Origin of the sequence: Alteromonas sp. PRIM-21 (assembly GCF_027563165.1) — a bacterium.
GTDB classification, from domain to species: Bacteria; Pseudomonadota; Gammaproteobacteria; order Enterobacterales; family Alteromonadaceae; genus Alteromonas; species Alteromonas macleodii_A.
The window spans coordinates 1-24,520 of record NZ_JADOEK010000010.1 but is presented as its reverse complement, the minus strand read 5'-3'; the positions used below and the strand labels follow the sequence as shown (position 1 = coordinate 24,520).

At 44.4% G+C, this 24,520-nt stretch carries 24 protein-coding genes and 2 rRNA genes; 7 read left to right on the top strand and 19 right to left on the bottom strand.

What is annotated here, in order from left to right; all coding sequences use genetic code 11:
* Positions 1-182: 182 nt before the first annotated feature.
* The gene (locus tag IW644_RS14170) at positions 183-2,093 is read left to right on the top strand and encodes a methyl-accepting chemotaxis protein (protein WP_269918140.1); all 1,911 of its coding nucleotides are present in this window, start codon (positions 183-185) and stop codon (positions 2,091-2,093) included.
* 55 nt (positions 2,094-2,148) lie between these two features.
* On the opposite strand, the gene IW644_RS14165 is transcribed toward IW644_RS14170, so the two are convergent.
* Both IW644_RS14165 and IW644_RS14160 read right to left on the bottom strand, forming a co-directional pair.
* Positions 2,149-2,736 carry a hypothetical protein gene (locus IW644_RS14165; RefSeq protein ID WP_269918139.1) on the bottom strand — a complete coding sequence of 196 codons (588 nt, stop codon included), beginning with the start codon at positions 2,734-2,736 and terminating at the stop codon, positions 2,149-2,151.
* Positions 2,737-2,925: 189 nt separating this feature from the next.
* Positions 2,926-3,780: a hypothetical protein gene (locus IW644_RS14160; RefSeq protein WP_269918138.1), complete on the bottom strand. Its 855-nt coding sequence runs from the start codon at positions 3,778-3,780 to the stop codon at positions 2,926-2,928.
* Positions 3,781-3,992: 212 nt separating this feature from the next.
* On the opposite strand from IW644_RS14160, the gene IW644_RS14155 reads away from it, so the two are divergent.
* Complete coding sequence (locus IW644_RS14155) at positions 3,993-5,801, top strand: cation:proton antiporter (protein ID WP_179982119.1); 1,809 nt, start codon at positions 3,993-3,995, stop codon at positions 5,799-5,801.
* 272 nt (positions 5,802-6,073) lie between these two features.
* Here the strand turns inward: IW644_RS14155 and waaA are convergent, their stop codons facing one another.
* Positions 6,074-7,384, bottom strand: a complete 1,311-nt coding sequence (gene waaA, locus IW644_RS14150; protein WP_269918137.1) for a lipid IV(A) 3-deoxy-D-manno-octulosonic acid transferase — start codon at positions 7,382-7,384, stop codon at positions 6,074-6,076.
* Between the two features lie 129 nt (positions 7,385-7,513).
* Between waaA and IW644_RS14145 the strand changes: the two genes are divergently transcribed.
* Positions 7,514-8,587 (top strand): glycosyltransferase family 9 protein, encoded by a 1,074-nt coding sequence (locus IW644_RS14145; RefSeq protein WP_269918136.1) that lies wholly within the window; start codon positions 7,514-7,516, stop codon positions 8,585-8,587.
* A 1-nt stretch (position 8,588) separates the two neighbouring features.
* Positions 8,589-9,695, top strand: a complete 1,107-nt coding sequence (locus IW644_RS14140; protein WP_269918135.1) for a glycosyltransferase — start codon at positions 8,589-8,591, stop codon at positions 9,693-9,695.
* A gap of 95 nt (positions 9,696-9,790) precedes the next feature.
* Here the strand turns inward: IW644_RS14140 and rpsQ are convergent, their stop codons facing one another.
* From rpsQ to rpsJ, 11 genes are read right to left on the bottom strand one after another with little or no spacing between them, the layout of a single operon-like run.
* Positions 9,791-10,048 (bottom strand): 30S ribosomal protein S17, encoded by a 258-nt coding sequence (gene rpsQ, locus IW644_RS14135; protein WP_012516966.1) that lies wholly within the window; start codon positions 10,046-10,048, stop codon positions 9,791-9,793.
* Positions 10,048-10,239 (bottom strand): 50S ribosomal protein L29, encoded by a 192-nt coding sequence (rpmC, locus tag IW644_RS14130; RefSeq protein WP_012516965.1) that lies wholly within the window; start codon positions 10,237-10,239, stop codon positions 10,048-10,050. Before rpmC ends, rpsQ begins: the two co-directional genes overlap by 1 nt.
* A complete protein-coding gene (rplP, locus tag IW644_RS14125; RefSeq protein WP_012516964.1) occupies positions 10,239-10,649 on the bottom strand; it encodes a 50S ribosomal protein L16 in 411 nt (136 codons plus the stop codon). Before rplP ends, rpmC begins: the two co-directional genes overlap by 1 nt.
* A gap of 2 nt (positions 10,650-10,651) precedes the next feature.
* Positions 10,652-11,356 carry a 30S ribosomal protein S3 gene (rpsC, locus tag IW644_RS14120; RefSeq protein WP_014947978.1) on the bottom strand — a complete coding sequence of 235 codons (705 nt, stop codon included), beginning with the start codon at positions 11,354-11,356 and terminating at the stop codon, positions 10,652-10,654.
* Between the two features lie 9 nt (positions 11,357-11,365).
* Positions 11,366-11,698, bottom strand: coding sequence for a 50S ribosomal protein L22 (gene rplV / locus IW644_RS14115; RefSeq protein WP_012516962.1), 333 nt, complete (start codon positions 11,696-11,698; stop codon positions 11,366-11,368).
* Between the two features lie 11 nt (positions 11,699-11,709).
* Positions 11,710-11,985 (bottom strand): 30S ribosomal protein S19, encoded by a 276-nt coding sequence (rpsS, locus tag IW644_RS14110; protein WP_012516961.1) that lies wholly within the window; start codon positions 11,983-11,985, stop codon positions 11,710-11,712.
* Positions 11,986-12,000: 15 nt separating this feature from the next.
* Complete coding sequence (gene rplB, locus IW644_RS14105; protein WP_012516960.1) at positions 12,001-12,825, bottom strand: 50S ribosomal protein L2; 825 nt, start codon at positions 12,823-12,825, stop codon at positions 12,001-12,003.
* Between the two features lie 14 nt (positions 12,826-12,839).
* Positions 12,840-13,139 carry a 50S ribosomal protein L23 gene (gene rplW, locus IW644_RS14100; RefSeq protein WP_012516959.1) on the bottom strand — a complete coding sequence of 100 codons (300 nt, stop codon included), beginning with the start codon at positions 13,137-13,139 and terminating at the stop codon, positions 12,840-12,842.
* On the bottom strand, positions 13,136-13,741 hold the full coding sequence (gene rplD, locus IW644_RS14095; RefSeq protein ID WP_118490523.1) for a 50S ribosomal protein L4: 606 nt from the start codon (positions 13,739-13,741) through the stop codon (positions 13,136-13,138). Before rplD ends, rplW begins: the two co-directional genes overlap by 4 nt.
* Positions 13,742-13,759: 18 nt before the next feature.
* Entirely contained in the window at positions 13,760-14,398 is a 639-nt protein-coding gene (rplC, locus tag IW644_RS14090; RefSeq protein ID WP_014947975.1) for a 50S ribosomal protein L3, read from the bottom strand.
* Between the two features lie 18 nt (positions 14,399-14,416).
* On the bottom strand, positions 14,417-14,728 hold the full coding sequence (gene rpsJ / locus IW644_RS14085) for a 30S ribosomal protein S10 (protein WP_010179497.1): 312 nt from the start codon (positions 14,726-14,728) through the stop codon (positions 14,417-14,419).
* A 430-nt stretch (positions 14,729-15,158) separates the two neighbouring features.
* Between rpsJ and IW644_RS14080 the strand changes: the two genes are divergently transcribed.
* A complete protein-coding gene (locus IW644_RS14080; protein ID WP_269918134.1) occupies positions 15,159-17,375 on the top strand; it encodes a GspE/PulE family protein in 2,217 nt (738 codons plus the stop codon).
* 66 nt (positions 17,376-17,441) lie between these two features.
* Here the strand turns inward: IW644_RS14080 and acnA are convergent, their stop codons facing one another.
* Positions 17,442-20,159 carry an aconitate hydratase AcnA gene (acnA, locus tag IW644_RS14075; protein ID WP_269918133.1) on the bottom strand — a complete coding sequence of 906 codons (2,718 nt, stop codon included), beginning with the start codon at positions 20,157-20,159 and terminating at the stop codon, positions 17,442-17,444.
* Positions 20,160-20,634: 475 nt separating this feature from the next.
* On the opposite strand from acnA, the gene IW644_RS14070 reads away from it, so the two are divergent.
* Both IW644_RS14070 and gpmA read left to right on the top strand, forming a co-directional pair.
* On the top strand, positions 20,635-21,096 hold the full coding sequence (locus tag IW644_RS14070) for a cupin domain-containing protein (protein ID WP_179982112.1): 462 nt from the start codon (positions 20,635-20,637) through the stop codon (positions 21,094-21,096).
* Between the two features lie 176 nt (positions 21,097-21,272).
* Positions 21,273-22,019, top strand: a complete 747-nt coding sequence (gene gpmA, locus IW644_RS14065) for a 2,3-diphosphoglycerate-dependent phosphoglycerate mutase (protein WP_012516952.1) — start codon at positions 21,273-21,275, stop codon at positions 22,017-22,019.
* 125 nt (positions 22,020-22,144) lie between these two features.
* Here the strand turns inward: gpmA and IW644_RS14060 are convergent, their stop codons facing one another.
* The 4 genes from IW644_RS14060 to IW644_RS14045 all read right to left on the bottom strand — a co-directional run.
* Positions 22,145-23,146, bottom strand: a complete 1,002-nt coding sequence (locus IW644_RS14060; RefSeq protein ID WP_269918132.1) for a branched-chain amino acid aminotransferase — start codon at positions 23,144-23,146, stop codon at positions 22,145-22,147.
* Between the two features lie 144 nt (positions 23,147-23,290).
* Positions 23,291-23,824 (bottom strand): PH domain-containing protein, encoded by a 534-nt coding sequence (locus IW644_RS14055; RefSeq protein WP_269918131.1) that lies wholly within the window; start codon positions 23,822-23,824, stop codon positions 23,291-23,293.
* 328 nt (positions 23,825-24,152) lie between these two features.
* Positions 24,153-24,268: ribosomal RNA gene (rrf, locus tag IW644_RS14050) — 5S ribosomal RNA — on the bottom strand.
* 136 nt (positions 24,269-24,404) lie between these two features.
* Positions 24,405-24,520: ribosomal RNA gene (locus tag IW644_RS14045) — 23S ribosomal RNA — on the bottom strand; the annotation flags it as partial.

The window sequence follows — 24,520 nt, the reverse complement described above, 5'->3', positions numbered from 1 at the left end:
AAACTTTACAAACAATAGGTCGATAACTTCTCTGCGCTTTAAAAAATAATAAAAGCATTAGCGTAAGAATCATAAAGTAGTACTGGCCCGCCTAGGATTCAGTATCAGACGTTGCTGTGCCTGCAATGCCACGTCACCTTTAATCTATAAATTTTCAGCATTAACTTACGTGGTCGAAAGTCATGACTTTCAGTATTAAACAAAAACTCATTATTTCTCTTATTGTGGCAGTACTTGCCGCAGCTATTCTTGTAGGTTCAATTAGCCAATGGATTGCCCGTGATCTCGTTAAAGAGAACATGGAAGAACTACAGCTCCCTTCTTTACTGAAACAGGTTGGCAACCGCGTAGACAGAGAGGCTAGTGTGATGCTTACCGTAGCACACAGCATTGCCTCTAACCCCGATATTCTCGCTTGGTCATCAGCCGGCGCCGATAGCGCTGGCGAACGGCGTTTACTGGGCTATCTAAATAATATAGTTGAATTTAACGATTTAACGGTAGCCTCGTTTGTAGACAGAAACACCTACAAATATTGGAACCAAGATGGCTTTTTGCGTGTACTTAAGAACGATGAGTTCGATGGGTGGTTTTTCGCTTACAAAAATAGTGGCGAACCCATCTCGCTGAGTTTGTACAACGAACCCGGACAGGGTTACCGCCTGTTTGCGAATTATCAGCAAATAAACGGCAGAGGTATGTCGGGTGTCGCTAAATCGGTAGATGAGTTATTAGGTATTATCAATGCTGTTAAAATTGCACAAACCGGATTTGTCTTTCTTGTAGACGGTAGCGGTACTATTATCGCGCACCCCAATACTGAGTTACTGGGCAAAGCCAAATTAGCGTCAATAAGTGATTCGGACACAGCAGGACAGCTACTTAATCGTCAGGGTTTCGCTATGGCCACCAGCGACTCAGCAGGCGATACTCAGTTATTTGCCAGTACCTATGTGGAAAAGGCGGGCTGGTACGTAGTAGCGCAAGTACCCGAGCACGAACTTTATGCATCGTTAGATGCTGGTAGCCGCCAAATCATTATATGGGCGTTGATCATAGCCGGTGCTTTTGCATTCATCGGAATATGGCTAGCTGGAACCCTTACTAAACCACTTGAATCACTCGCTGATGTTTTCCAACAACTTGGCAGAGGTCAAGGCGATCTGCGCTCGCGAATTCCTGTGCCTGAACAAAAAGAAATTGCCCGCTTAGTAGAAGGGTTTAATAACTTTATCGACCACCTTCACGGCACTATCTCTCAAGTGGCTAAAACAAGCCATGCATTAAAAGCATCGGCTCAAGATGTAGCAAAGCAATCTCATCAAACTGAAAACTCTACTAAAAGCCAACGGGATCAGACGTTGCAAGCAGCTGCGGCATTAACGCAGATGGGCAGTACAGTAAATGAAGTGGCACAGTCAGCTACTCATGCCGCGCAAAATGCGAATTTAGCAACCACAAACTCGGCTCACGGTCGCGAAATTACTCAGCGTGCAGTGCATGCGATAAACGGCCTGTCAGAGCAAATTCAAGATGTATCACGAGTTATTCAGTCGCTAGATGAACACACCGCAGCCATTGGCGGTATCCTTGATACGATAAGAGGTATTTCGGAGCAAACTAACCTACTTGCGCTTAATGCTGCAATTGAAGCAGCGCGGGCTGGCGATCACGGTCGAGGCTTCTCGGTTGTTGCCGATGAGGTTCGAACTTTGGCGCAACGTGCCGCCCAAGCGACTGATGAAATACAGGTTAAAATTGACAAGTTCCAGCAAGATTCTAAATCTGCGGTTTCGCAAATGGAGTCGAGCCGTACGCGCACCACTGATGTTGTAACCGCAACCACTGAGATTGACAAGTTGCTTCAAGATATCGCCGAAGAGATTGCTCATATCAATGATGTGAATACGCAAGTTGCCACTGCAACCGAAGAACAAGCGACTGTGGTTGAAGATATAAACCGAAACATCAACGATATTAGTGCATCTAGTGAAGAAACCTTAAATGCAACGCAAATATTGGTGAATGTAAGTGACAAACTTGACGAGCTGGCGCAGGAACTTTCGCTAGAAGTGAGCAGGTTTAAGTTGTAAGAAGCTTATAGTGCTATACGCCAAACAGTTGGTAAAAAACCTTGTTCGCCATTATTTAGAAGGTAATGGCGTATTGCACTTTTACTTGATTATCACGGCTTGAGCGCCATGGTAGTTGAAGTGAGGCACCACCACTTTCCCACGATTCTCTCATGGCGCCTATAGTAAGTAGGTGCCTATCTTCGTTAAACGGAACTTCAACATATAGGCCAGCCGTTGTGCTAGTTGGTAGTCTTATCGTATCAGCAACCGGGATACGCATTTCATGACGAGGGCGCACTTTATGGCTCAACCCTAAGCGGTAATCTCCTCTATCCCACCAGCTGACTACTTCGAACTCGTGGCTTTTCACGCGCTGAGATAAAACACCGTAGTCAAGGAGCCCTTTGTTGTAGTGCACAATGGCTTCAATGTTAAACATTGGCGCTATTTTTTGGCTGAATGCTAATTGGTACTGCTTCTGTTTACAGCCTTTGAATTTAATTTTGTTTTTGGTGAGAGTTAAAGAGAAGATATCATCGCTGTCTGAATACTTGTTTAGCCATTGTTGCGCTTTTTCAACCACGGAAGCATTAGCAGCACCTGCCATCATTAAACATGAGCAAGTGCACATTGCCAAAATAGCATGTACGAAACGTCTCATCTTCGCCCCTCTTAAAATGTGGTTGGTTAAAACAAACGTAAACACAGTTTTAGTATAGGCAGGAAAGAGGGAAATTGGGTATTAGCCATTTTACTAACAACAGCTAAAAGATAACTTAAATAGAATTGTGACGAGTGATGAAAGCGCGCTTGTTCACGATTGTTAACAAGCGTAACGACCGAATTTTGCTTATTTTTGTGTTACTTGAGCGCTAGACAATGACGCCTTGCGCCCTTCCGTTGCTTCTTCACTAAACCAATAGGTGCCCTTGTTATCTACGCATACACCTTCAACCTGCTTATATCGCTCTAACGGCCATATATCAAAAAGCGTATAGTCTTGTGAAATTTGAGCGATAAATGTTGCGAAATTGCCAAAGGGATCTGATTTATACCCTGTGATAACGAACATGCCTTGATGATGGTCGAAATCAACGCCAGTTACTACACCTGGTAGGCCTTCAATCGATGCAAAGGGGCTGATGGTTTGTTCTGTTTCCCCTTCGTTGACCTTGTAAACATGAGTAATGCCCGTTCTCCAGCTTTTTGAGAACAGAAGCAGTTCATTACCGTACTTGACCATCGCTTCTGAGTCGAAATCGTGTGCGTAAGGAATATTGCTCGAAGCATTATTGCCTGCATATTTTAGCGTGAAGGTAGTAATTTCGTTTGTGTTGCGGCGATTTACTTTGTGAACTTCAACCTTCTCTCTTTTTCCTTTATTGTTTCCAACATCTGCAATGTAAAACGACGTGTCATCAGCGGTTATTGCTTCCCAGTCTCTATTAGTCAGTGGTAAACCCGTCCGCTCGGTTATCTCACCTTGGTAATTAATACGGTAAATTACCGGTGCGTTGCCTGAGTCATTAAGCGAATACATACTATCAATTTCACAAAACAAACCCGACGTTTCCGAAAGCTCTTCAGGCAATTCCACAACACTCTTAACGTTAAACGAAGCGCTCGAGGTGGGATATTGATTCGCGCATGCAGACGCTAGTAAAAGCGCAGACATAAAAAATGCAAGTTTAGAAAGAGAGTTCAAAAAGTCGCTCCGAAAAGATCAGTAATCTCTTGTAATAATACCAAAGCTTTTAAATATCGAATATGTATTTAGCGCGCTAAAAATGGTCTATTGGTCTAAACTTCAAACCCAAGCGTATATCGCTATGGGCTAATGCTTGGCCTAAAGTCTCTATATGACAAATATTTAGGCTGATATAGGATGAATAAATAATAACGCGATAAGGATTCACTTTGTCAGACCCGCTTCTCTCACTCGTTGCAGTAGGACTACTGTCAATTACATGCCAATACTTAGCTTATAAGGTGAGGCTTCCTGCAATTTTGCCGCTCTTAATAGTCGGTATTGTTGTCGGCCCGGTATTCGGTGTACTTAATGCAGACGACTTATTCGGCGATTTATTGTTTCCCGTCGTTTCTCTTTCTGTTGCCATTATCTTGTTCGAGGGCTCACTGACGCTAAAGTTTAGTGATATTGCGGGCCATGGCAATATGGTGAGGAACCTGTGCTCTATAGGTGTATTAGTCACCTGGGTGGTTGCGGCGACAGCCGCACACTATAGCCTAGACCTTTCATGGCAATTGTCCTTTTTGTTCGGTGCAATTGTTACTGTAACTGGACCTACCGTTATTGTTCCCATGTTAAGGACTGTACGACCTAAAACTAACCTGGCCAATATCTTACGTTGGGAAGGTATAGTTATCGATCCCATTGGAGCCTTGTTAGCGGTACTGGTATTCGAATTCATCGTAGCGTCACAAGAAACAGCTATCACACATACGCTCATTGCCTTTGGAAAAACCGTCGGTATAGGCTCCGTATTGGGGCTTGCCTCAGGCTATTTACTGGGCCTATCTATTCGTAAGGAATGGATCCCCCACTATCTGCTTAATACCGCTGTGTTAACCGTTATTTTAGGTGTATTTGCAGCATCAAACTACGTAGCGCATGAATCGGGCCTTCTGGCGGTGACCATCTCTGGTATGGTGTTGGCCAATATGAAAGATGTTGATGTAGAAGACATCCTCGAATTTAAAGAAACCCTAAGCGTTTTACTTATTTCAGGTTTATTCATACTGCTTGCTACGCGACTGAACTTACAGTCTGTCATCGATGTAGGGTGGGGATCGATTGTGGTGCTAGCTGCTATTATGTTTATAGCCCGCCCCCTGTCAGTATTAGCATCGTCCATTGGTACTGGACTTAAGCTAAATGAATTAGCGTTGCTAAGCTGGATTGCTCCACGTGGTATCGTTGCTGCAGCAGTCTCAGCCCTGTTCTCTCTTAAGCTTGAAGAAATTGGCTATGAAGGAGCGGGTATTATCGTTCCTATCGTCTTTATGGTGATTATCGCGACGGTTGTAGTGCAAAGTCTTACCTCTCGCAGTGTTGCATCTCTTCTTAAGGTTAGAGCGCCGGCGCCTACTGGCTACCTTATTTTTGGAGGTAGCAAATTCAATCGCGCCCTTGCGTGTGAAATGTTGAATCAAAAATTGGACGTGACTATTGCAGATACTAACTGGGATGCCATTAGAGAGGCGCGCATGATGGATATTCCGGTGTATTTCGGTAATCCTATGTCCGATCATGCTGCTCGACATCTCGATTTAAACACCTTTGGCACTGTATTGATAATGTCGCCTTACAAACAATTGAACCCACTTATTGCTTATCACTTTGAGTACACTATGGGTAAAGACAAAGTGTGGGCGCTAACCAATAATGAACAGTCTACACGACCTAGTCACCAAGTTAGCGAGCAGTATGCTAAAAAGCTTACGTTATTTGATGAGGGTGTTACCTATGGCTATTTAGCGTCAGCCATTGCCCGTGAATCTGCGGTTAAAACGACCCGGCTTTCGGAAGAGTTTACCTTTGAGCAGTATACGAAGCAGTATGGTGAACGGGCTACGCCGCTTATTGCTATTAACGCCGAAGGTAAAAGCTACACCTTTATCAACGGTAACAGCATTCAGCCGAAAGCTGGCTGGCGTATTATCAGCTTGATTGAGCCAGAGCTTGAACAAAAAATAGAAGAGTAAAAGTAAGAAAACCTCCTGCCTCTCGGCAGGAGGTCTCTCCCTGGAGAACACGTAACACAGTGCCCTTTTTAAAGGTGCGTTTTTATTTGGATTTTACTGCCATTACGCTGTCGTACGCTTTATAGCAAACAGTAGACCAAAACAACAAAAACCTTGCTTTACAGCAACTTACATTAATTTACACATTCTAGCTTTGCAGGCACCTCATAGAAAACCCCATTTAAGTGCACAATGCGCACTATTTAGGGGCCCACTTTTTAACCATAAAACAATTAGTTAACGTATTTTCGTATGCATTGAACAGTAGCTTCAAGAGCACCACTATTTTCTTCTAGTACTTTACGGCCTGATTGGCCTGCTTTTTCTCGCTCATTGGGGTTTAGAAGCCATCTATTCACAATCGCCGACATTGCTTCCCCACTCTCTACTTTTATCAGCGCGCCACATTCTTCTAAGTAACTGCAGATAACCGGATTATTATAAGTGTGAGGGCCCATTATTATTGGGATGGAAAAGCTTGCAGGCTCTAGGGCATTGTGACCCCCTCTATCAGCTATGGAGCCACCAACGAAGGCGAAAGAAGCCACCGCATAGGCATCATTTAATTTTCCCATCTCGTCGAGTAACACCACATTGGTAGCTTCTGGTACAGATTGCACTTGAGAACTTCGAACAAAGGGTAGCGACCTAGCTTCAATAAGCTTAGCTACCGTATCGAAACGCTCAGGGTGACGCGGAACAATAATTACTTTCAAGGAAGGGCTTTGTTGCCACAACTTTTTTGCTGCTTGAAGTACCGCTTCTTCTTCAAGGTCATGGGTACTCCCCGCTACAAGTATGGGGTAATCTGCTTGATTCAAACCTAAAAAAGGATGGTCCGGCGCGGTAGCAGAAGCTACTTGGTCAAACTTAATGTTGTTAGTAAGCGTAAGCTTTTTATCGGGCACCCCAAGCCATGCGTAATTTTTGTAGTCGCGCTGCCCTTGGGCGCAAATATGGTAAAGCTTAGCGAGCATAGGGTTAAACAACTTACCAATCTTTTTATAACGTCTGGCAGACCTATCGGTCATACGGGCGTTGACGACCATTACAGGTATATCCCGTTTCCAGCATGCGTGGATAAGGTTAGGCCATAACTCTACCTCGGTGATTAGCACAGCTTTGGGCTGAATTCTTTTAAGCATTCCTGCCATAGCCATATGCAGATCGTAAGGTAAGTAAAAGTGATGCACGCTGTCACCGAAGATTGCGCGTACCCGGGCAGAGCCCGTAGGCGTAGTGGTGGTCACCGTAATCTGGCAATCGGGCTCGTCCGCCATGATACGTTTAATTAAACAAGAAGCCGCAACCACCTCTCCCACTGAAACACAGTGAAATAAGTATCCGTCTTTTTTTGGTGCATGTGCGACGAACCCAAAGCGTTCAAACCTTCTCCGGTTATAGTCTTTGTTTCTGGTGGTACCTCTTAGCATTAACTGTAAAAAGGCGAAGGGAATAATGAACACTAATATCAGCGAATATCCCCATCGGCATATATCTTCGATAAGTGTGGGTTTGTAGCCGTTACGCTCGGCAGCAAACATAAATTGTCCTTAATGGTAAACATAAACGCATACATAACCGTTAATACAATGTGCGTCATTAAAGTGTCGTCAAACTGTGATGATATTGCTAGCTAGTTAGCTTCACGTGAATTTTGAAAGCCTATTCTAATGCCTAAAGACGTACAACAAATTCTTTTTATCAGGCTTAGCGCAATTGGCGATATTGTAATGGCTTCTGGCCTACCGTCTAGCATAAAGCAAAGTTATTCCCAATACGGAGAGCCTGTTGAATTAACTTGGCTAGTAGAAGCTCCCTATGTCGCGCTAGTTAAAAGTCAGCCCTATGTAGACCACGTTATTGCGTGGCCTAAAAACGAATGGCGAGCGCTATTAAAGGCTAAAAAGTACTGGGCGCTTTTTAAAACTATAAAAGCGTTTAGAAAACAGCTTAGAGAAAAGAACTTCAAAGTAGCAATTGAAGCACAAGGACTGTTGAAAAGTGCCTTTTTCGCTTACGTCAGTGGTGCTTCACAACGCATAGGTTTTAAGAGCAAGGAAAATAGCCAGAGATTACTCACTCTCGCACTAGATAAGCCAACATCACAACAAATTAGCAGCGAATATCGACACCTCGCTAAAACACTATATTCACTTTGCGGCGCTGAAAACAATGATAGCCAAGGCTATGAAATGTGCATTAGATCAAGTAGCGCTGCCATGCAGTCAGCGATATCGAAAACTAGTCACTTAGGCTTAACAGAACCCTTTATAGCCATCGCGCCTTTTACCACTCGCCCTCAAAAGCATTGGCCTTCTGAACACTGGCAAAATTTAATTCACAGGGTACGTAAACACTCTAGTTTAGCTATAGCCATTTTAGGAGGCCCTGGTGATGCAGCCAAAGCTGAAGCCTTAACCTTTGAATGTAACGGCGTAATTTCGCTCGCAGGAAAAATTAGCTTAGAGGAGTCCGTGAGCGTGCTGTCACTTTGCCATGCGTTTGTTGGTGTAGATACGGGTCTTACCCATTTAGCTACAAGTTATAAAAAACCTACTGTTGCCATTTTTGGTTCAACAAGACCCTACACTATAACCGACAATGCATATACCCATGTACTGTTTAAAGATATGCCTTGCGCCCCATGTAAACGAAAACCCACGTGCAATGGAAGCTTTGACTGCATGACGCTAGTTACACCTGAACAAGTCTTTAATCAGCTTAAACCATACATAAGCCACTAGTATGAGCAACAAGCATTCTTTCGACATTAACGTTTTGCATATCGAATTGGGAAGGCATTTATACGGTGGTGCGAAGCAAGTAACTTATCTTATCGATGCGCTAGATAAAGACAGTGGGTTTACCCAACAGCTTGTTTGTGCTGCTAACAGCGAAATCAGTCATTACAGTTTTGCCCGCTGTAAAACTTTCTCTATTAACTACAAAGGCGATACTGACCTAATAGGCTTTAAGCGTTTACTAGTCGTTGTAAAGCGCATTAGGCCCGACGTAATTCACGTACACAGTAGACGTGGCGCCGATGTCTGGGGCGCACTGGTAGCAAAAGTCACGGGAATACCGGCAGTATGTACCCGACGTGTAGATAATACTGAAGGTAAATTGGCCCGCTTTAAATATCGAGAGTACGAAGCGGTAGTCAGCATATCGGAGGGTGTCCATAATGTAGTCTCTAAGCATTGCGATAAAGTGAAATACCAAGGAATTATTCACTCTGCCGTTGATGAGGAAGAATACGGACAGCCTTCTGACCAGCAGTGGTTAAGGAATAAGTTTGCTATTCCACACCACCACTTCGTTATCGCTAATTTTGCACAATATATCCCCCGCAAAGGGCAAGCCGATTTAATACTCGCTATGCGAGAGCTAACAACGCAATTTAATAACCTAACTTGCCTTCTTTTTGGTAAGGGCTCTCAAGAAGAACACTATAAGTCGTTAATCGACAGGTATAAGCTGCACAGTAATGTAAAGCTGTGCGGTTTTACTAACGACGTCGCGAGCATTTTGCCTAATATAGACGTGCTGGTTCATCCCGCTTACGCTGAAGGGCTTGGCGTTATACTTCTACAAGCAGGGATAAGCAAACGTGCTGTTATAACAACCCCCGTTGGCGGAATTCCAGAAATTATAAAGCATAAGGAAACGGGTTTAATGGTGAGCCCTGGCGATATTAGCGGGCTGGTGCAAGCAGTAAGCTTATTGATAGCAAAACCCAAGGAAAAGATAGCATTAGGTAAAGCACTTCACCGGCATGTGAAAACACACTTTAGCATAGAGAATATGGCAAGAGAGTATGCTGCACTTTACAACCAGATTGTGAAAGCGTGAGTAAAACAAAGCGCGAACGCTTTTTAGGACAGGACACAGAAAACAAAAAAGCCGCTCGAAAGCGGCTTTTTTAAGACTTTGAAAAAAGTTAGCGATTAAACGCCAGCTTTTTCAACAACGTCAACTAGCATCCAAGATTTGTTCTTAGATAGCGGGCGACATTCACGTACTGTTACTACGTCACCTTGGTTGCACACGTTGTTTTCGTCGTGGGCGTGAAGCTTAGTAGAGCGCTTGATGAACTTCCCGTAGATTGGGTGCTTAACAAAACGTTCAACTACAACAGTGATGGTTTTATCCATCTTGTTGCTAACCACACGACCTTGTACTGTACGAATTTTTTGCTCAGTCATTACGCATCAGCCTTTTGAGTCAGAATGGTTTTAACACGCGCGATGTTACGACGTACTTTTCTCAACTGATCAGTTTTTTCAAGCTGACCTGTTGTGTGCTGCATGCGTAGGTTGAACTGTTCGCGTAGCAGGTTAATCAACTCTGCGTTCAGCTCTTCTACGCTTTTGTCTTTCAGTTCAGTCGCTTTCATTACATCACCGTCCGAGTTACAAAGGTTGTTTTAAATGGCAGTTTAGCCGCTGCCAATTCAAACGCTTCGCGTGCAAGATTTTCAGGAACACCTTCCATCTCGTAAAGAACACGACCAGGCTGAATTTGGCATACCCAGTACTCAACGTTACCTTTACCTTTACCTTGACGCACTTCAAGAGGCTTCTCAGTAATTGGCTTGTCAGGGAAAACTCGAATCCAAATTTTACCTTGACGCTTAACGTGACGAGTCATAGCACGACGCGCTGCTTCGATTTGGCGCGCAGTCATTCGACCACGGCCAACTGCTTTAAGGCCGTAAGTACCAAAGGCAACAGTGCTACCCGCTGCGAAGCCGCGGTTGCGGCCTTTGTGCATCTTACGGAACTTCATGCGTTTTGGTTGTAACATGATTAGCCCTCTCGCTTAGCGTTGCGGCCTTTCTTCTTAGGTTGAGCAGCTGGTGCTTGCTCTTGAGTTGTAGGTAGACCACCTAGAACTTCACCTTTGAAGATCCATACTTTAACGCCGATGATACCGTAAGTAGTTGACGCTTCAGAGGTTGCGTAATCGATGTCCGCACGGAAAGTGTGCAGAGGAACGCGACCTTCACGGTACCATTCAGAACGTGCAATTTCTGCACCGCCCAAACGGCCGCTAACTTCAACTTTAATACCTTTCGCGCCTAGACGCATTGCGTTTTGAACTGCGCGCTTCATAGCACGACGGAACATAACACGACGCTCTAGCTGGCTAGAGATGCTGTCAGCTACTAGCTGGCCATCTAGCTCTGGCTTACGTACTTCAGCGATGTTGATCTGAGCTGGCACACCGGCTAGCTTAGATACGTAGTTACGCAACTTCTCTACGTCTTCACCTTTCTTACCGATTACTACGCCTGGACGAGCAGTGTGAATAGTCACACGGATGCTCTTAGCAGGACGCTCGATCACGATTTTAGAAAGTGAAGCGTTCTTAAGTTGTTTAGTCAGATACTGACGTACCTGATGATCGTTATACAGGTTGTCTGCATAGTCTGCAGTATTAGCGTACCAGGTAGAAGTCCATGGTTTGCTGATACCCAGGCGTATACCTGTAGGATGTACCTTCTGTCCCATTATCTACTCCTAGTTATCCGCTACAACCACAGTAATGTGACTGCTGCGCTTAAAGATACGATCAGCACGGCCTTTAGCACGTGGCTTGATGCGTTTCATAGTTGGACCTTCGTCAACGAAAACCTTGGCAACGACTAGCTCGTCGATGTCCGCGCCTTCGTTGTGCTCTGCGTTAGCAATCGCAGATTCCAAAACTTTCTTTACTAGCGCTGCGCTTTTCTTCGGGCTGTACGCAAGAACTTCTAAAGCTTTCTCTACGTGTAAACCGCGAATTTGATCCGCAACCAAGCGTGCCTTTTGAGCCGACGTGCGGGCAAAACGGTGTTTAGCTAATGCTTCCATCTTCCTACCCCTTAACGTTTAGCTTTCTTATCCGCGACATGGCCGCGGTAAGTACGCGTTGGCGCAAATTCGCCCAACTTGTGGCCGACCATTTCGTCACTAATAATGACAGGTACATGTTGGCGACCGTTATGGACCGCAATGGTCAACCCAATCATATCTGGGATGATCATAGAACGACGAGACCAAGTTTTGATTGGTTTACGTTCGTTCTTTTCCACTGCAGCCTCTACCTTCTTCAGCAAGTGAAGGTCAATAAAAGGACCTTTCTTGAGAGAACGTGGCATGGTGAATCCTCGCTATTACTTGTTTCGACGACGTACGATAAGCTTATCAGTACGCTTGTTGCTTCGGGTTTTCTTACCTTTGGTAGGAACACCCCAAGGAGTTACTGGGTGACGACCGCCTGATGTACGACCTTCACCACCACCGTGTGGGTGATCAACCGGGTTCATGGCAACACCACGAACGGTAGGACGAATACCACGCCAGCGTGTAGCACCAGCTTTACCTAGTGAACGAAGCATGTGTTCTGCATTACCAACTTCACCAATGGTGGCGCGGCAATCAGAAAGAACTTTACGCATTTCGCCAGAGCGTAGACGTAGGGTAACGTAGTTTCCGTCACGTGCTAGGATCTGAGCGTAAGCACCAGCAGAACGTGCGATTTGTGCACCCTTGCCAGGCTTCATTTCAATTGCGTGTACAACAGTACCTACAGGGATGTTACGCATAGGTAGCGTGTTACCAGACTTGATCGGAGCACCCGAACCAGACTGGATTGCATCACCTGCTTTCATACCCTTTGGAGCCAGAATGTAACGACGTTCACCGTCTGCGTACAATACTAGTGCAATGTTTGCAGAACGGTTTGGATCGTATTCTAAACGCTCAACTTTGGCTGGAATGCCGTCTTTGTTGCGTTTAAAGTCGATTACACGGTAGTGTTGCTTATGACCACCACCAATGTGACGAGTGGTAATACGACCATTGTTGTTACGACCGCCAGATTTGCTGTTCTTTTCAAGCAAAGGTGCGTACGGTGCACCTTTGTGCAGGTCAGGATTTACGACCTGAACAACGTGACGACGACCGGCAGAAGTTGGCTTAGCTTTCAATAATGGCATTTCTAATCCCCTTCTTACTCAGCACCACCGACAAAGTCGATGTCCTGACCTTCTTTAAGAACCACGTAGGCCTTTTTCCAGTCGCTGCGCTTACCGAAAGACATGCCGTGACGCTTGGTTTTACCCTTAACGTTCACAGTACGAACACCTTCAACTTCAACTTCAAACAGTTTTTCAACTGCAGCTTTGATTTCAGCTTTGTTCGCGTCTTTAGCTACTTTAAATACAACTGTGTTGTTCGCTTCAGCAGCCATTGTAGACTTTTCTGAAACGTGAGGTGCTACTAGCACCTTCAGTAGACGTTCTTCTTTCATGCTAACGCCTCCTCAAGTTGTTTAACCGCATCAGCAGTAATTAGCACTTTTTCAAATGCAATCAAGCTCACTGGGTCGATGCCTGCTACGTCACGTACGTCAACTTTGTACAAGTTGCGTGCCGCTAGGAACAAGTTCTCATCAACTTCTGGAGTAACGATTAGAACATCATTTAGTTCATATTCGTTAAGTGCAGAAATAAGAGCTTTAGTCTTAGGTGCGTCAACACCGAACTTCTCTACAACAACCAAACGGTCTTGACGGATTAGTTCAGACAGGATGCTCTTAAGTGCACCGCGATACATTTTCTTGTTAACTTTTTGGTCAAAGTCACGAGGCTTTGCTGCGAAAGCACGGCCACCGCCAACCCAAATTGGGCTACGGATTGTACCAGCACGTGCACGGCCAGTACCTTTTTGACGCCATGGCTTCTTGCCGCCACCACGAACTTCAGCGCGAGTTTTCTGCGCTTTTGTACCCTGACGAGCGCCTGCACCGTAAGCTACAACTACCTGGTGTACCAGGGCTTCGTTGAATTCACGTCCAAAGGTCGCTTCGGATACTTCAAGAGCGCTTTGCGCGTCTTTCAATGTTAATTCCATCAGTTCACTCCCCAGACGTTACGCTTTAACAGCTGGCTTTACGATTACATCGTTGCCAGTTGCGCCAGGTACGGCACCTTTAACTAGGATAAGGCCGTTCTCTACGTCAACACGTACAACTTCCAAAGACTGAGTAGTCACTTGCTTGTTACCAAGCTGACCAGCCATTTTCTTGCCTTTGAATACTTTACCTGGTGATTGGTTTTGACCAATTGAACCAGGTGCGCGGTGTGACAAAGAGTTACCGTGTGTCATACGCTGTGAACTGAAGTTCCAGCGTTTGATTGCACCTTGGAAACCTTTACCTTTTGATGTACCAGTTACATCAATCTTTTTAGTGTCGTTAAAGATTTCAACAGTGATTTCACTGCCTACTTCAATATCGGCACCTTCGTTTTCTTCTAGGCGGAATTCTACTAGAGTGCGTCCAGCTTCAACACCAGCTTTAGCAAAGTGACCTGCTTCAGCTTTGTTGATGCGGTTAGCTTTCTTAGTTCCAGCAGTAACCTGAAGAGCGCGATAACCGTCAGTTTCCTCAGTACGAAGCTGAGTAACGCGGTTTGGGGTCGCTTCAATAACAGTCACAGGGATAGACGTACCATCTTCAGTGAAGATGCGAGTCATACCCACTTTACGACCGACTAGACCAATCGCCATTGTTATAACCCTCTCTTATTAGCCCAGGCTGATTTGAACATCAACGCCAGCAGCCAAGTCCAAACGCATCAACGCGTCAACTGTTTTATCAGTTGGCTCGATGATGTCTACCAAACGCTTGTGAGTACGGATTTCATATTGATCACGCGCGTCTTTGTTAACGTGCGGAGAAATCAGAACTGTATAGCGTTCTTTGCGAGTAGGTAGAGGAATAGGACCACTTACCTGAGCACCAGTGCGTTTCGCAGTTTCAACGATTTCAGCCGTAGACTGATCGATCAACTTGTGATCAAACGCTTTCAAACGAATGCGAATTCTTTGATTTGGCATCGATTAAGCTCCAATCGAAAGAACAAAAAAATTCACCTTTTCTCTTCCATTAATTCCGGAAAGAAAAGATGTGCGTAAACCGATGGTTCCCTATCGGAACCCTGTTCTTTTTTCTAGCACGCCAGCAACAGGCTAATCAGTAATGATGAATCCGTTACTTCGGCAACCACCCTAAAAGCAGTGAGGTTGCGGCTAAAAACTTCATACCCTAATTGGGCAGTGGGCGCGAATTATACAGAAAGCAGAGGGCAATGCAAGAGGCAGTTTGCTTTTTATACACATATTTTTACGCTAAAACAGTGTATGTAACTGTCTAGAAGTAGTATTGTTGCTTTTATGGTAACAGTATATCTTGATACCCTAGCGTAAAACATGCTTATAGCGTCAAAAGCGTAAAGGACTAGGCGCCAACATTATTAGTAGTGAGAATATGGAAGTAGTAAATAACCAGCAAACATTTGCACAAATAAAACGCATCTTAAATAACCACTCTACGTTGTTAGATGCCTACAGCCTATTAGAACCTATGATACTTGGCTTGTTTGACGCCACACGCATGAGTATTTTTCAACGCCGTCGTCAACACCAAGACCTGGTCGCCCGATTTAAAACAGGTAAAGAAACCCTAGAGATAAAAGTACCGATTAGCCCCATGTCTATTGCTGGCTACGTTGCGCTTTCACAAAAGCCTGTTGTCATTGATGACCCGTACAATCCTACCCTACTTCAAAGCATTCACCCTCGACTTCGCTTTGCCGATAAATTCGATAAAGACAATGACTTTAGAACTCAAAACATTCTTTGCGTACCAATAATGAACGCTGGCGTGTTAATGGGTGTTATTCAGATCATCAATAAGGCAAGCGGCGGTTTTACCGAAGAGGACCTCAAGCGTGGGAATGCATTAGCGCTAATTCTTGGTGATAAATTCAGATTCGAGTTAGGCGGCACCAATAACCCGTTTGACCTGTTAGTTCACAAAAGCTTGCTAGAAGAGGCCACCCTCGCCGATATACAAGCGACAACGCCAGATATACGAGCCTTAGTTCAACGGTTGATATCTGAACATCGCATATCGGAAGATGAAATTGGTAACTCTCTTTCAATCCACTATCAAGTACCATTCATTTCTTACCTGCCGGAAAAATATCACAGGTTCGAAAACGAAAGTCGTCTAAACGTTTCTTACCTCAAGCGAAACTATGTTGCAGTTATCGCCGATGCACACGATAAACCCATTGTGCTAATGGCTGAGCCAAACAATGCTGCGCTCTTAATGGAAATTGAGAGCGCTATGGGCATAGATAGCTACGAAATCGCGGTAAGTTTACCTAACCTTATTCTTCAATATTTAGGGGAGAATAGCGGTGGCGGCGGCCCTGGTGAAATGAGCGACATCCTCGATGAAATTGGCTCATCCAGCGACGACAATGAAGACCAGATTGATGAACTTTCAGACGATGCGCCAGCAGTTGTCCGCTTGGTTAGTCGTATACTGCACGATGCTAAACGTTTAAACGCCTCAGATATTCATATAGACCCTGAAAAGAATGCGCCTACTCGTGTTCGCATGCGCGTGGATGGCGTATGCCGCGATATGAACCAGGTACCTCACTCGCATCATAACGCGGTGATTGCGCGTATTAAGATAATGTCGAATCTTAATATTGCAGAGAAACGCGTACCTCAGGATGGCAAGCTCGCATTTAGAATGAACGGTAAACTCGTAGAAGTGCGTGTGGCTACTATTCCCACCGTCGCCGGTGAAGGTGTAGTAATGCGTATTTTGGCATCAGGCGGTGCGATGCCTATCGACAAGATGAACCTGGCCCCCACCAACCGTACAAGGTTGGAAGAAATGATTAAAAAGCCTCACGGTATTTTACTGGTTGTAGGCCCTACAGGTTCCGGTAAAACCACTACGCTTCACGCTATATTGGGATATTTGAATACGCCTGAAAAGAAAATTTGGACGGCTGAAGACCCGGTAGAAATTACTCAGCCTGGTTTGCAACAGGTTCAGGTAAGCCCTAAAATTGGTTTTAACTTTGCGGCAGCACTTCGGGCATTCTTGCGGGCAGACCCAGATATCATTCTTATTGGTGAGATGCGTGATAAGGAAACCGCTCATGCGGGTATTGAAGCGTCATTAACTGGTCACTTAGTACTTTCAACGCTGCATACTAACTCAGCACCGGAGACCATCACCCGTCTACTTGACTTAGGTCTTGATCCGGTCAACTTCTCAGATGCATGTGTAGGGATATTGGCCCAGCGTCTTATAAGAACCTTGTGTGGTAACTGTAAAGAGAAGTATGTAGCAGGCGAGAAAGACATGGCGTTTATTGAGCGCCAATATGGCAAAGAGCACCTACCAGAACTGAACATTCAGGCCCCACTTGAACTCTACAGAGCCAAAGGTTGCGAAGAATGTGGAAACACAGGTTATAAAGGCAGAACAGGTGTGCACGAATTACTGGGGATGACACCAGAGCTTCGCTCAATGGTATATAAAGAAGCCAGCGTTTCAGAAATGAAATCACAAGCGGCCAAAGATGGTATGCGAACCCTAGTACAAGATGCTATTTTCAAAGTATTAAAAGGCGATACTGATATAGCACAAGTTCAAATTATTGGCGGAGAGTAAATGCCCTTGCCGGGTGCCATAAAGAAAAAGGCTGCGAACTAACCGCAGCCTTAATCTTATAAACGCTTATCGTTTTAAATACTCTCGAATAACGTAGTGAAGTATTCCTCCGTTTTCGAAGTAAGTAAACTCGTTAGATGTATCAATTCTGATATCCATCTTAAACGTTGTTGTTTTTCCTTCATCCGACACGGCTTTTACTTCAACCTCGGTCTGCCCGCGTTCAACTGCATCGATAGAGAACGACTCGTTACCTTTAAGCTCCAAAGAGCTCGCGCTGTCACCTGACTTAAATTGGAGTGGTAGAATACCCATTCCTATTAAGTTAGAGCGGTGAATACGCTCATAGCTTTCCGCAAGCACAGCTTTTACGCCCATAAGAGAGGGCCCTTTAGCTGCCCAGTCACGACTTGAGCCAGTGCCGTACTCCTTACCACCAATGACAATTGCTGGTACACCGTCATCTTTATAACGCATAGCAGCGTGGAAGATAGACATGCTGTCGCCGCTCGGATAATGGGTTGTCGCACTGCCTCGTGTACCCGGCGCCAGTTGGTTTTGAAGACGAACGTTCGCAAACGTCCCTCTCATCATCACCTCATGGTTACCGCGACGAGAGCCATAAGAGTTGAAGTCTTTTGGCTCAACACCTTGTGCCTGCAGGTACTCTCCTGCTGGGCTATCATTTGCGATGGCTCCTGCGGGTGAAATATGGTCTGTCGTGATTGAGTCACCAACTTTCACTAGGCATCGCGCATTTTCGATTGCCGTTAAGGCTTCAGGCTCTTTACCCATCACTTCAAAGAAAGGTGGATGCTTAATGTAAGTTGACTCAGGCCAGTCATAAACTGATGTTTTACTCACTTCCAGTTCATTCCATTCGCCGGCGCCTTTAAACACATCCGCATATTTTTCTTTAAATAGGTCACCTGTTACGTTTTCAGCAATATATTGCTGAATTTCGTCTTCAGTAGGCCAGATGTCTCTAAGGTAAACAGGTGAACCATCACTTGCCTGACCCAATGGCTCTGTGGTGATATCTACATTCATGTTCCCTGCTAGCGCATATGCGACTACTAAAGGCGGTGATGCAAGATAGTTTGCCGCTACATCAGGGTGAATTCGCCCTTCAAAATTCCGGTTTCCAGACAATACAGACGTCACTGTTAGTTTGGCTTTTCGAATGGCATCTGTAATGGCATCAGGTAGTGGACCTGAGTTGCCGATACAGGTGGTACAGCCATAGCCCACCAAGTTAAACCCAAGTGATTCTAGCGGGTCCATAAGACCAGCATCTTCTAAATACTGAGTAACAACCTGTGAGCCAGGTGCTAGTGACGTTTTGACCCACGGCTTACGAGTTAAGCCTTTCTCCGCCGCTTTCTTAGCAAGTAGGCCCGCGCCAACCAGTACTGACGGGTTTGATGTATTGGTACAGCTTGTAATGGCAGCAATCACGATTGCGCCATCTTCTAAGTTGAACTTGTTACCTCTGAACTCAACAAAAGAGTCATGGTCTTCATCAACATCATCACTGGTACCCAGGCCAGCCTCGGCAATTAAATCGGTTTCTTCATCTAGTACTTTCACATCAATTTGCGAACGATGCCATTCATTGAATGCTTCTGCTGCCTTGTCTAGGGCAATGCGATCTTGTGGACGTTTCGGCCCAGCAAGTGATGGCACCACTTCGCCCAAATCGAGTTCAAGTGTTTCATGGTACTGTGCATCTTTTGAATGGTCGTCATGCCATAAGTGACTAAATTTAGCGTACTGTTCGACAAGTGCTATTTGGTCTTCATCTCGCCCTGTAAGTCTCAAATAATCTAACGCCACATCGTCTATTGGAAAGATACCGCACGTTGCACCATATTCTGGTGCCATGTTTGCAATAGTTGCGCGATCTGCTGTGGTTAAGTGTTTAAGACCTGGACCGTAAAACTCGACAAATTTGCCAACAACGCCGTGTTCACGCAATTGCTGTGTGATGGTAAGCACCATGTCAGTAGCAGTAACGCCAGCAGGTAATTTCCCTGACAATCTAAAGCCTACTACTTTCGGCAGTAACATAGTAACGGGTTGACCTAACATTGCCGCTTCCGCTTCAATACCACCGACACCCCAGCCAAGTACGCCAAGGCCATTAATCATTGTAGTGTGAGAATCAGTACCCACAAGGGTGTCTGGATAAACCAAGGTTTCACCATCTTGCTCTTTGGTAAAAGCACAGCGAGCCAGATACTCTAAATTGACTTGGTGCACAATACCGCGACCTGGAGGAACAACTTTAAAGTTATCGAAGCTAGACTGCCCCCACTTTAGAAATTGATAACGCTCTTTATTGCGCTCAATCTCTATATCGGTATTCTTTTCTAATGCATTCTCTTCAGCGAAATGATCAACCATTACAGAGTGGTCAATGACCAGTTCTACCGGGTTTAAAGGGTTAATTGCTTGCGCATCGCCCCCCAAGCGATTAACTGCATCTCGCATTGCAGCTAAATCGACTATGGCAGGAACGCCAGTAAAGTCTTGAAGAATAACCCGCGCAGGAACAAATGATACTTCGTGATCAGCGTGGTTGTCAGTGTCCCACTTAGCTACTTGCTCAATGTCACTACTAGAAACGAACTCTTCATCTTCATGTCGGATTAGGTTCTCGAGAAGAATTTTGATACAAAAAGGTAGCCGGTCGAGCGCATACTGATTACCTATACTGTCAAAATTGACCGCCTTGAAGTTTTTGCCGTTTACTTCAAGCTGCGAAAAAGACTTATATGTCATACGCTCTCATCCTTCTTTGCCTGTTCATGAATTTTGTCTACGTCTCAATTTTTGCCAATGCAAGAAACGAGCGACGTGTTTAATCCGTCGCGTTATTTTCAAGTTTGTACGGCATAAACATGAAAAAAAGTTCACCTATTATTAGTTATTCGTATCGCCGCTTCTCGTTTAAACATATGCTTCTAAAGAGGTGAGCAAAAAAAGTGTTCCCTATCAGCGAAAAGCAACCAGTTAGAATAATTGGCCTTTATGTTCAAATAAAAGCTCTTGGCCTTGCCCAACAAGGAGAGAGTTATTACAAATGAAATGTCATGCACCTCACTCATTTACAAATATGCAACATTATTATTTTCTTATAATCTTGCAAGCGGTATGCTTATTACCACGCTAAATGCCTAATGCCTTAATACATGCTCAGAAAGTCATTGAAGGACGAGCACCAGTAAAAAAGCAATAACAAGAATACGAAGTTATCATGACCCATCCACTTATTAAGAAGTACAACCTTGAACCTCATCCCGAGGGAGGTTTTTATCGTCAGGTTTTTCGTTCAGAAAATAAGACTACATCCTATGTCCATGGTGCCAGCCGTCCAGCACTCACCCATATCTATTTTCTTTTACTTAAGGGCCAAGTCAGTCGCTTTCATCGCGTTTTACATGATGAAGTATGGAATCACTATGAAGGTGCTCCTTTACAGCTATTCCAAATTCAGAAACAGCAGTTATGGGAACGCCGTATAGGTGGTGGCAACAACGATTATGTTGAAGTGGTTGAGGCGGGCAATTTTCAGGGAGCTGCAACTATGGGTGACTACTCACTTGTAGGTTGCACAGTCGCGCCAGGGTTTGATTTTGAAGATTTTAGCTTTATTGAAGAACCCTCAATGAAAGAGTGGATAAAAGTTGCCCATCCAGACCTGACACGGTTTATTTAATAAATCTCTTATCTGAACGGCAAAGACACGTCTTACCTGCGATTTTATACCCGCTTAAACTGGATTTTTAAGCGCCAATCAAGGATGATAACAGCAGTTTTTAAATATACGTCTGAACGTCCAACTTCTGGAATTATCTCAGACTATTTCACTTTAACGCCGCAGGTAACCCAACTATGTATAAATTGGTACTTATTCGTCATGGAGAAAGTCAGTGGAACTTGGAAAATCGTTTCACAGGCTGGCACGACGTTGACTTGACCGACACTGGTGTAGCACAAGCAAAGACCGCAGGTCAGCTTCTTAAAGATGCTGGATTTACATTTGATCAGGCATATACGTCTGTACTCCTTCGCGCAATCAAAACGCTTAATATTGCCCTTGAAGAAATGGGTCAACACTACCTTCCAGTTGAGCGTCACTGGCGTCTGAACGAGCGTCACTACGGTGCTCTAACCGGTCTAGACAAAGCGGAAACTGCTGCTAAGCACGGCGAAGAGCAAGTGAAAATCTGGCGTCGTAGCTTCGATATTCCACCTCCGGCAGTTGAAGACGACAGTGAACACTTCCCAGGTCACGACCCACGTTATAACAATGTAGATGCTGATATTTTGCCACGTGGTGAAAGTCTAAAACTTACCATCGAACGTGTATTACCTTACTGGCATGATGTTATTCGCCCAGACATCCAAGCTGGTAAGCGTGTAATTATAGCGGCCCACGGCAACAGCCTTCGCGCGCTTGTTAAGTATTTAGATGGTATGTCAGACGAAGAAGTATTAGGTCTTAACATCCCTACAGGTGTGCCACTAGTATACGAACTAGATGAAAACCTTAAGCCAATCTCTAAAGAGTATCTTGGCGATGCTGATGCAATCAAAGCAATGATGGATGCAGTTGCTAAACAAGGCCAAGCGAAATAAGGGTAAACCTTTTAAGTACTAAAAAGCCTGCTGAAGCAGGCTTTTTTTATGTGTGTCTGTTTGTACCAATCCGCTTAGAAAATTACTCGCTGAGTGAGTAATGATCTATGCGGATTTGTATTAAACTAGTTTTGCACTTTGACTAACCAGTTGTGAGTATCTTCAGCTTTACCCCACTGAATATCGTTAAGCGCCTGTCTAAGCTTCATTGTCACAGGGCCAGCTTCACCGCTTCCCACCTGATACTCTTTATCGTTATGGATAAACGTACCTACTGGTGTTAGTACAGCCGCAGTACCTGAAAGCGCAGCTTCTGTATTTGGTTTTGCAGCGCGTTCTAATAGCTCCTCAACTGTAATATCACGCTCACTTACTTTCATGCCGTGATCTTTAGCAATTTGAAGAACGGTTGCACGAGTTACGCCGTGCAAAAAGCTAGAGTCCAACCCTTTTGTAATGATCTCGTCACCGTCAATAAGTAAGAAGTTTGCTGCACCGGTTTCTTGAACGTCACCATTAGGACAAAACAGTATTTGATCAGCCTCAACTTCTGCGCGGGCTTTGAGGATAGGTGGTAAAGCACTGGCATAATTACCGCCGCTTTTTACCATTCCCATATGAGGTGCACAGCGCATACCTGTTTCGTCTAGTAACAAGCGAAGTGGCTTTGCTCCGCCCGCAAAGTAATCACCCACTGGTGACAATAATACGTATAGCATCGAATCTGCTGACGGTGCTGCTGCTTTGCCAATAGACGCTTCTGTACCAATGTGAGTAGGACGAATGTACATAGAGCCAGGAGGCTCTGGAACCTCAGAAGCATACTTTGCAACAATATCGATAATCATCTTTTCAACTTGCGCTTTATCTATTTCAGGCAAATTTAAAAGGCGGCTACTTTGAACAAAGCGCTCAATGTTCTTATCCATTCTAAAAATATTGATGCTGCCATCTTCATGCTTAAATGCTTTTAAACCTTCAAAGCATGTACTTGAGTAGTGAAGCACGTGTGCACCAGGGTGAAGTGAAATACTGTCTGCACTGACAAATTCGGTGTCAGTCCACTTATCGTTGACAAAGGTAGCAAGCGCCATTTGTGGCATGAATACTGTACCGAATACGGCCATTAGTTCGTCCTATTTACTTCGACTAAAATGTTATTCGCAAGAGTTTACCAAAAAACCTGCACATTGCTAAAAGTAAGTCGATTCTATTAAGGCTTTTATCGAATAAGAATGTCTAGAAATACTGACAACAACCCGTATCTGTCGTTATTGTTCTCTTAGTGCTTTCTCAAGCAGCAACTCTATTCGCTTTACACTTTCAACAAGCGCCTTCATATCGCTGTTTTCATAATTTTTTTGTTCTGGTACCTCGCTAATTCCCGTTAACAACTTATCTTTTTGCGCCAGGATAGTTTCTCTAAATGTATCAGCATCATTGATACCAATTAGCGAGACTAAGGCACCTTGTGCAGACTGTCCTGCTGTTTCAAATGACAGTCTGTATAAGTTAAACATCCGCATTAACGGACCTTGCACCATAGCAACATCGGTTATCTTTTCTAAGGGGATAGATTTCTCTTCTTTTTGAAACACCCCCCGTTTAACGACAAGTTTTCGCTCTGTCACTGTTGCAGACATAGCAGCCAATATTTTGCTACTTATCAGGAAGAATAGAGGAACAGATATGATCAAAAAAGGTATGCCCACTACCGTAATCGTAGACAATAATAATAAATTTATAATCCAGTAGGTTTTTACCGCTGGGTTGAAGGTGGCATTTAGAATTATTTTTTCAGACATAAGCAGTTCCCTGTTATAGGCTATTAAAGCGTCTAGCTAATCAATGTTTGAAATGACGTACCGCTAATACACCAATAGCAAGTTACCTAGACTAAATTTGAGATTTATTCCGATACACTTTTCAAGTTTGAAATGCCTAACATTCTATAATATATGGCTAAAGAGCATTTGTAAGAAAATTCTACGCTCAAACGCTTATAGCTTATTGGTAAGCTGTTCTTGATGAAATAAACGATGGAAGTACACAGCGAGCACAGCTGTTAGCCGCTGTATTTATTGAAGAGCACAAAGCAAAAAACCCGCCGTTAGGCGGGTTTTTCTTAATGGGACCTGGCAGTGTCCTACTCTCACATGGGGAAGCCCCACACTACCATCGGCGCTAATACGTTTCACTTCTGAGTTCGGAATGGATTCAGGTGGTACCGTATCGCTATGGCTGCCAGGAAAAAACTGGTAACAATTTGGGAAAGATAATATTAATTCAATCAGTGAGTAACTGCTTTTTACTCTACTTGCGGCTCATGTTTCAGAGCTTAGCTTGTCTACAACACTCAAAAGCCTAAAGCTTCTTGGGCGTTGTATGGTTAAGCCTCTCGGGCAATTAGTACAGGTTAGCTTAACGCCTTACAACGCTTCCACACCCTGCCTATCAACGTCATCGTCTATAACAACCCTTCCAGAACTTAAAGTTCAGGG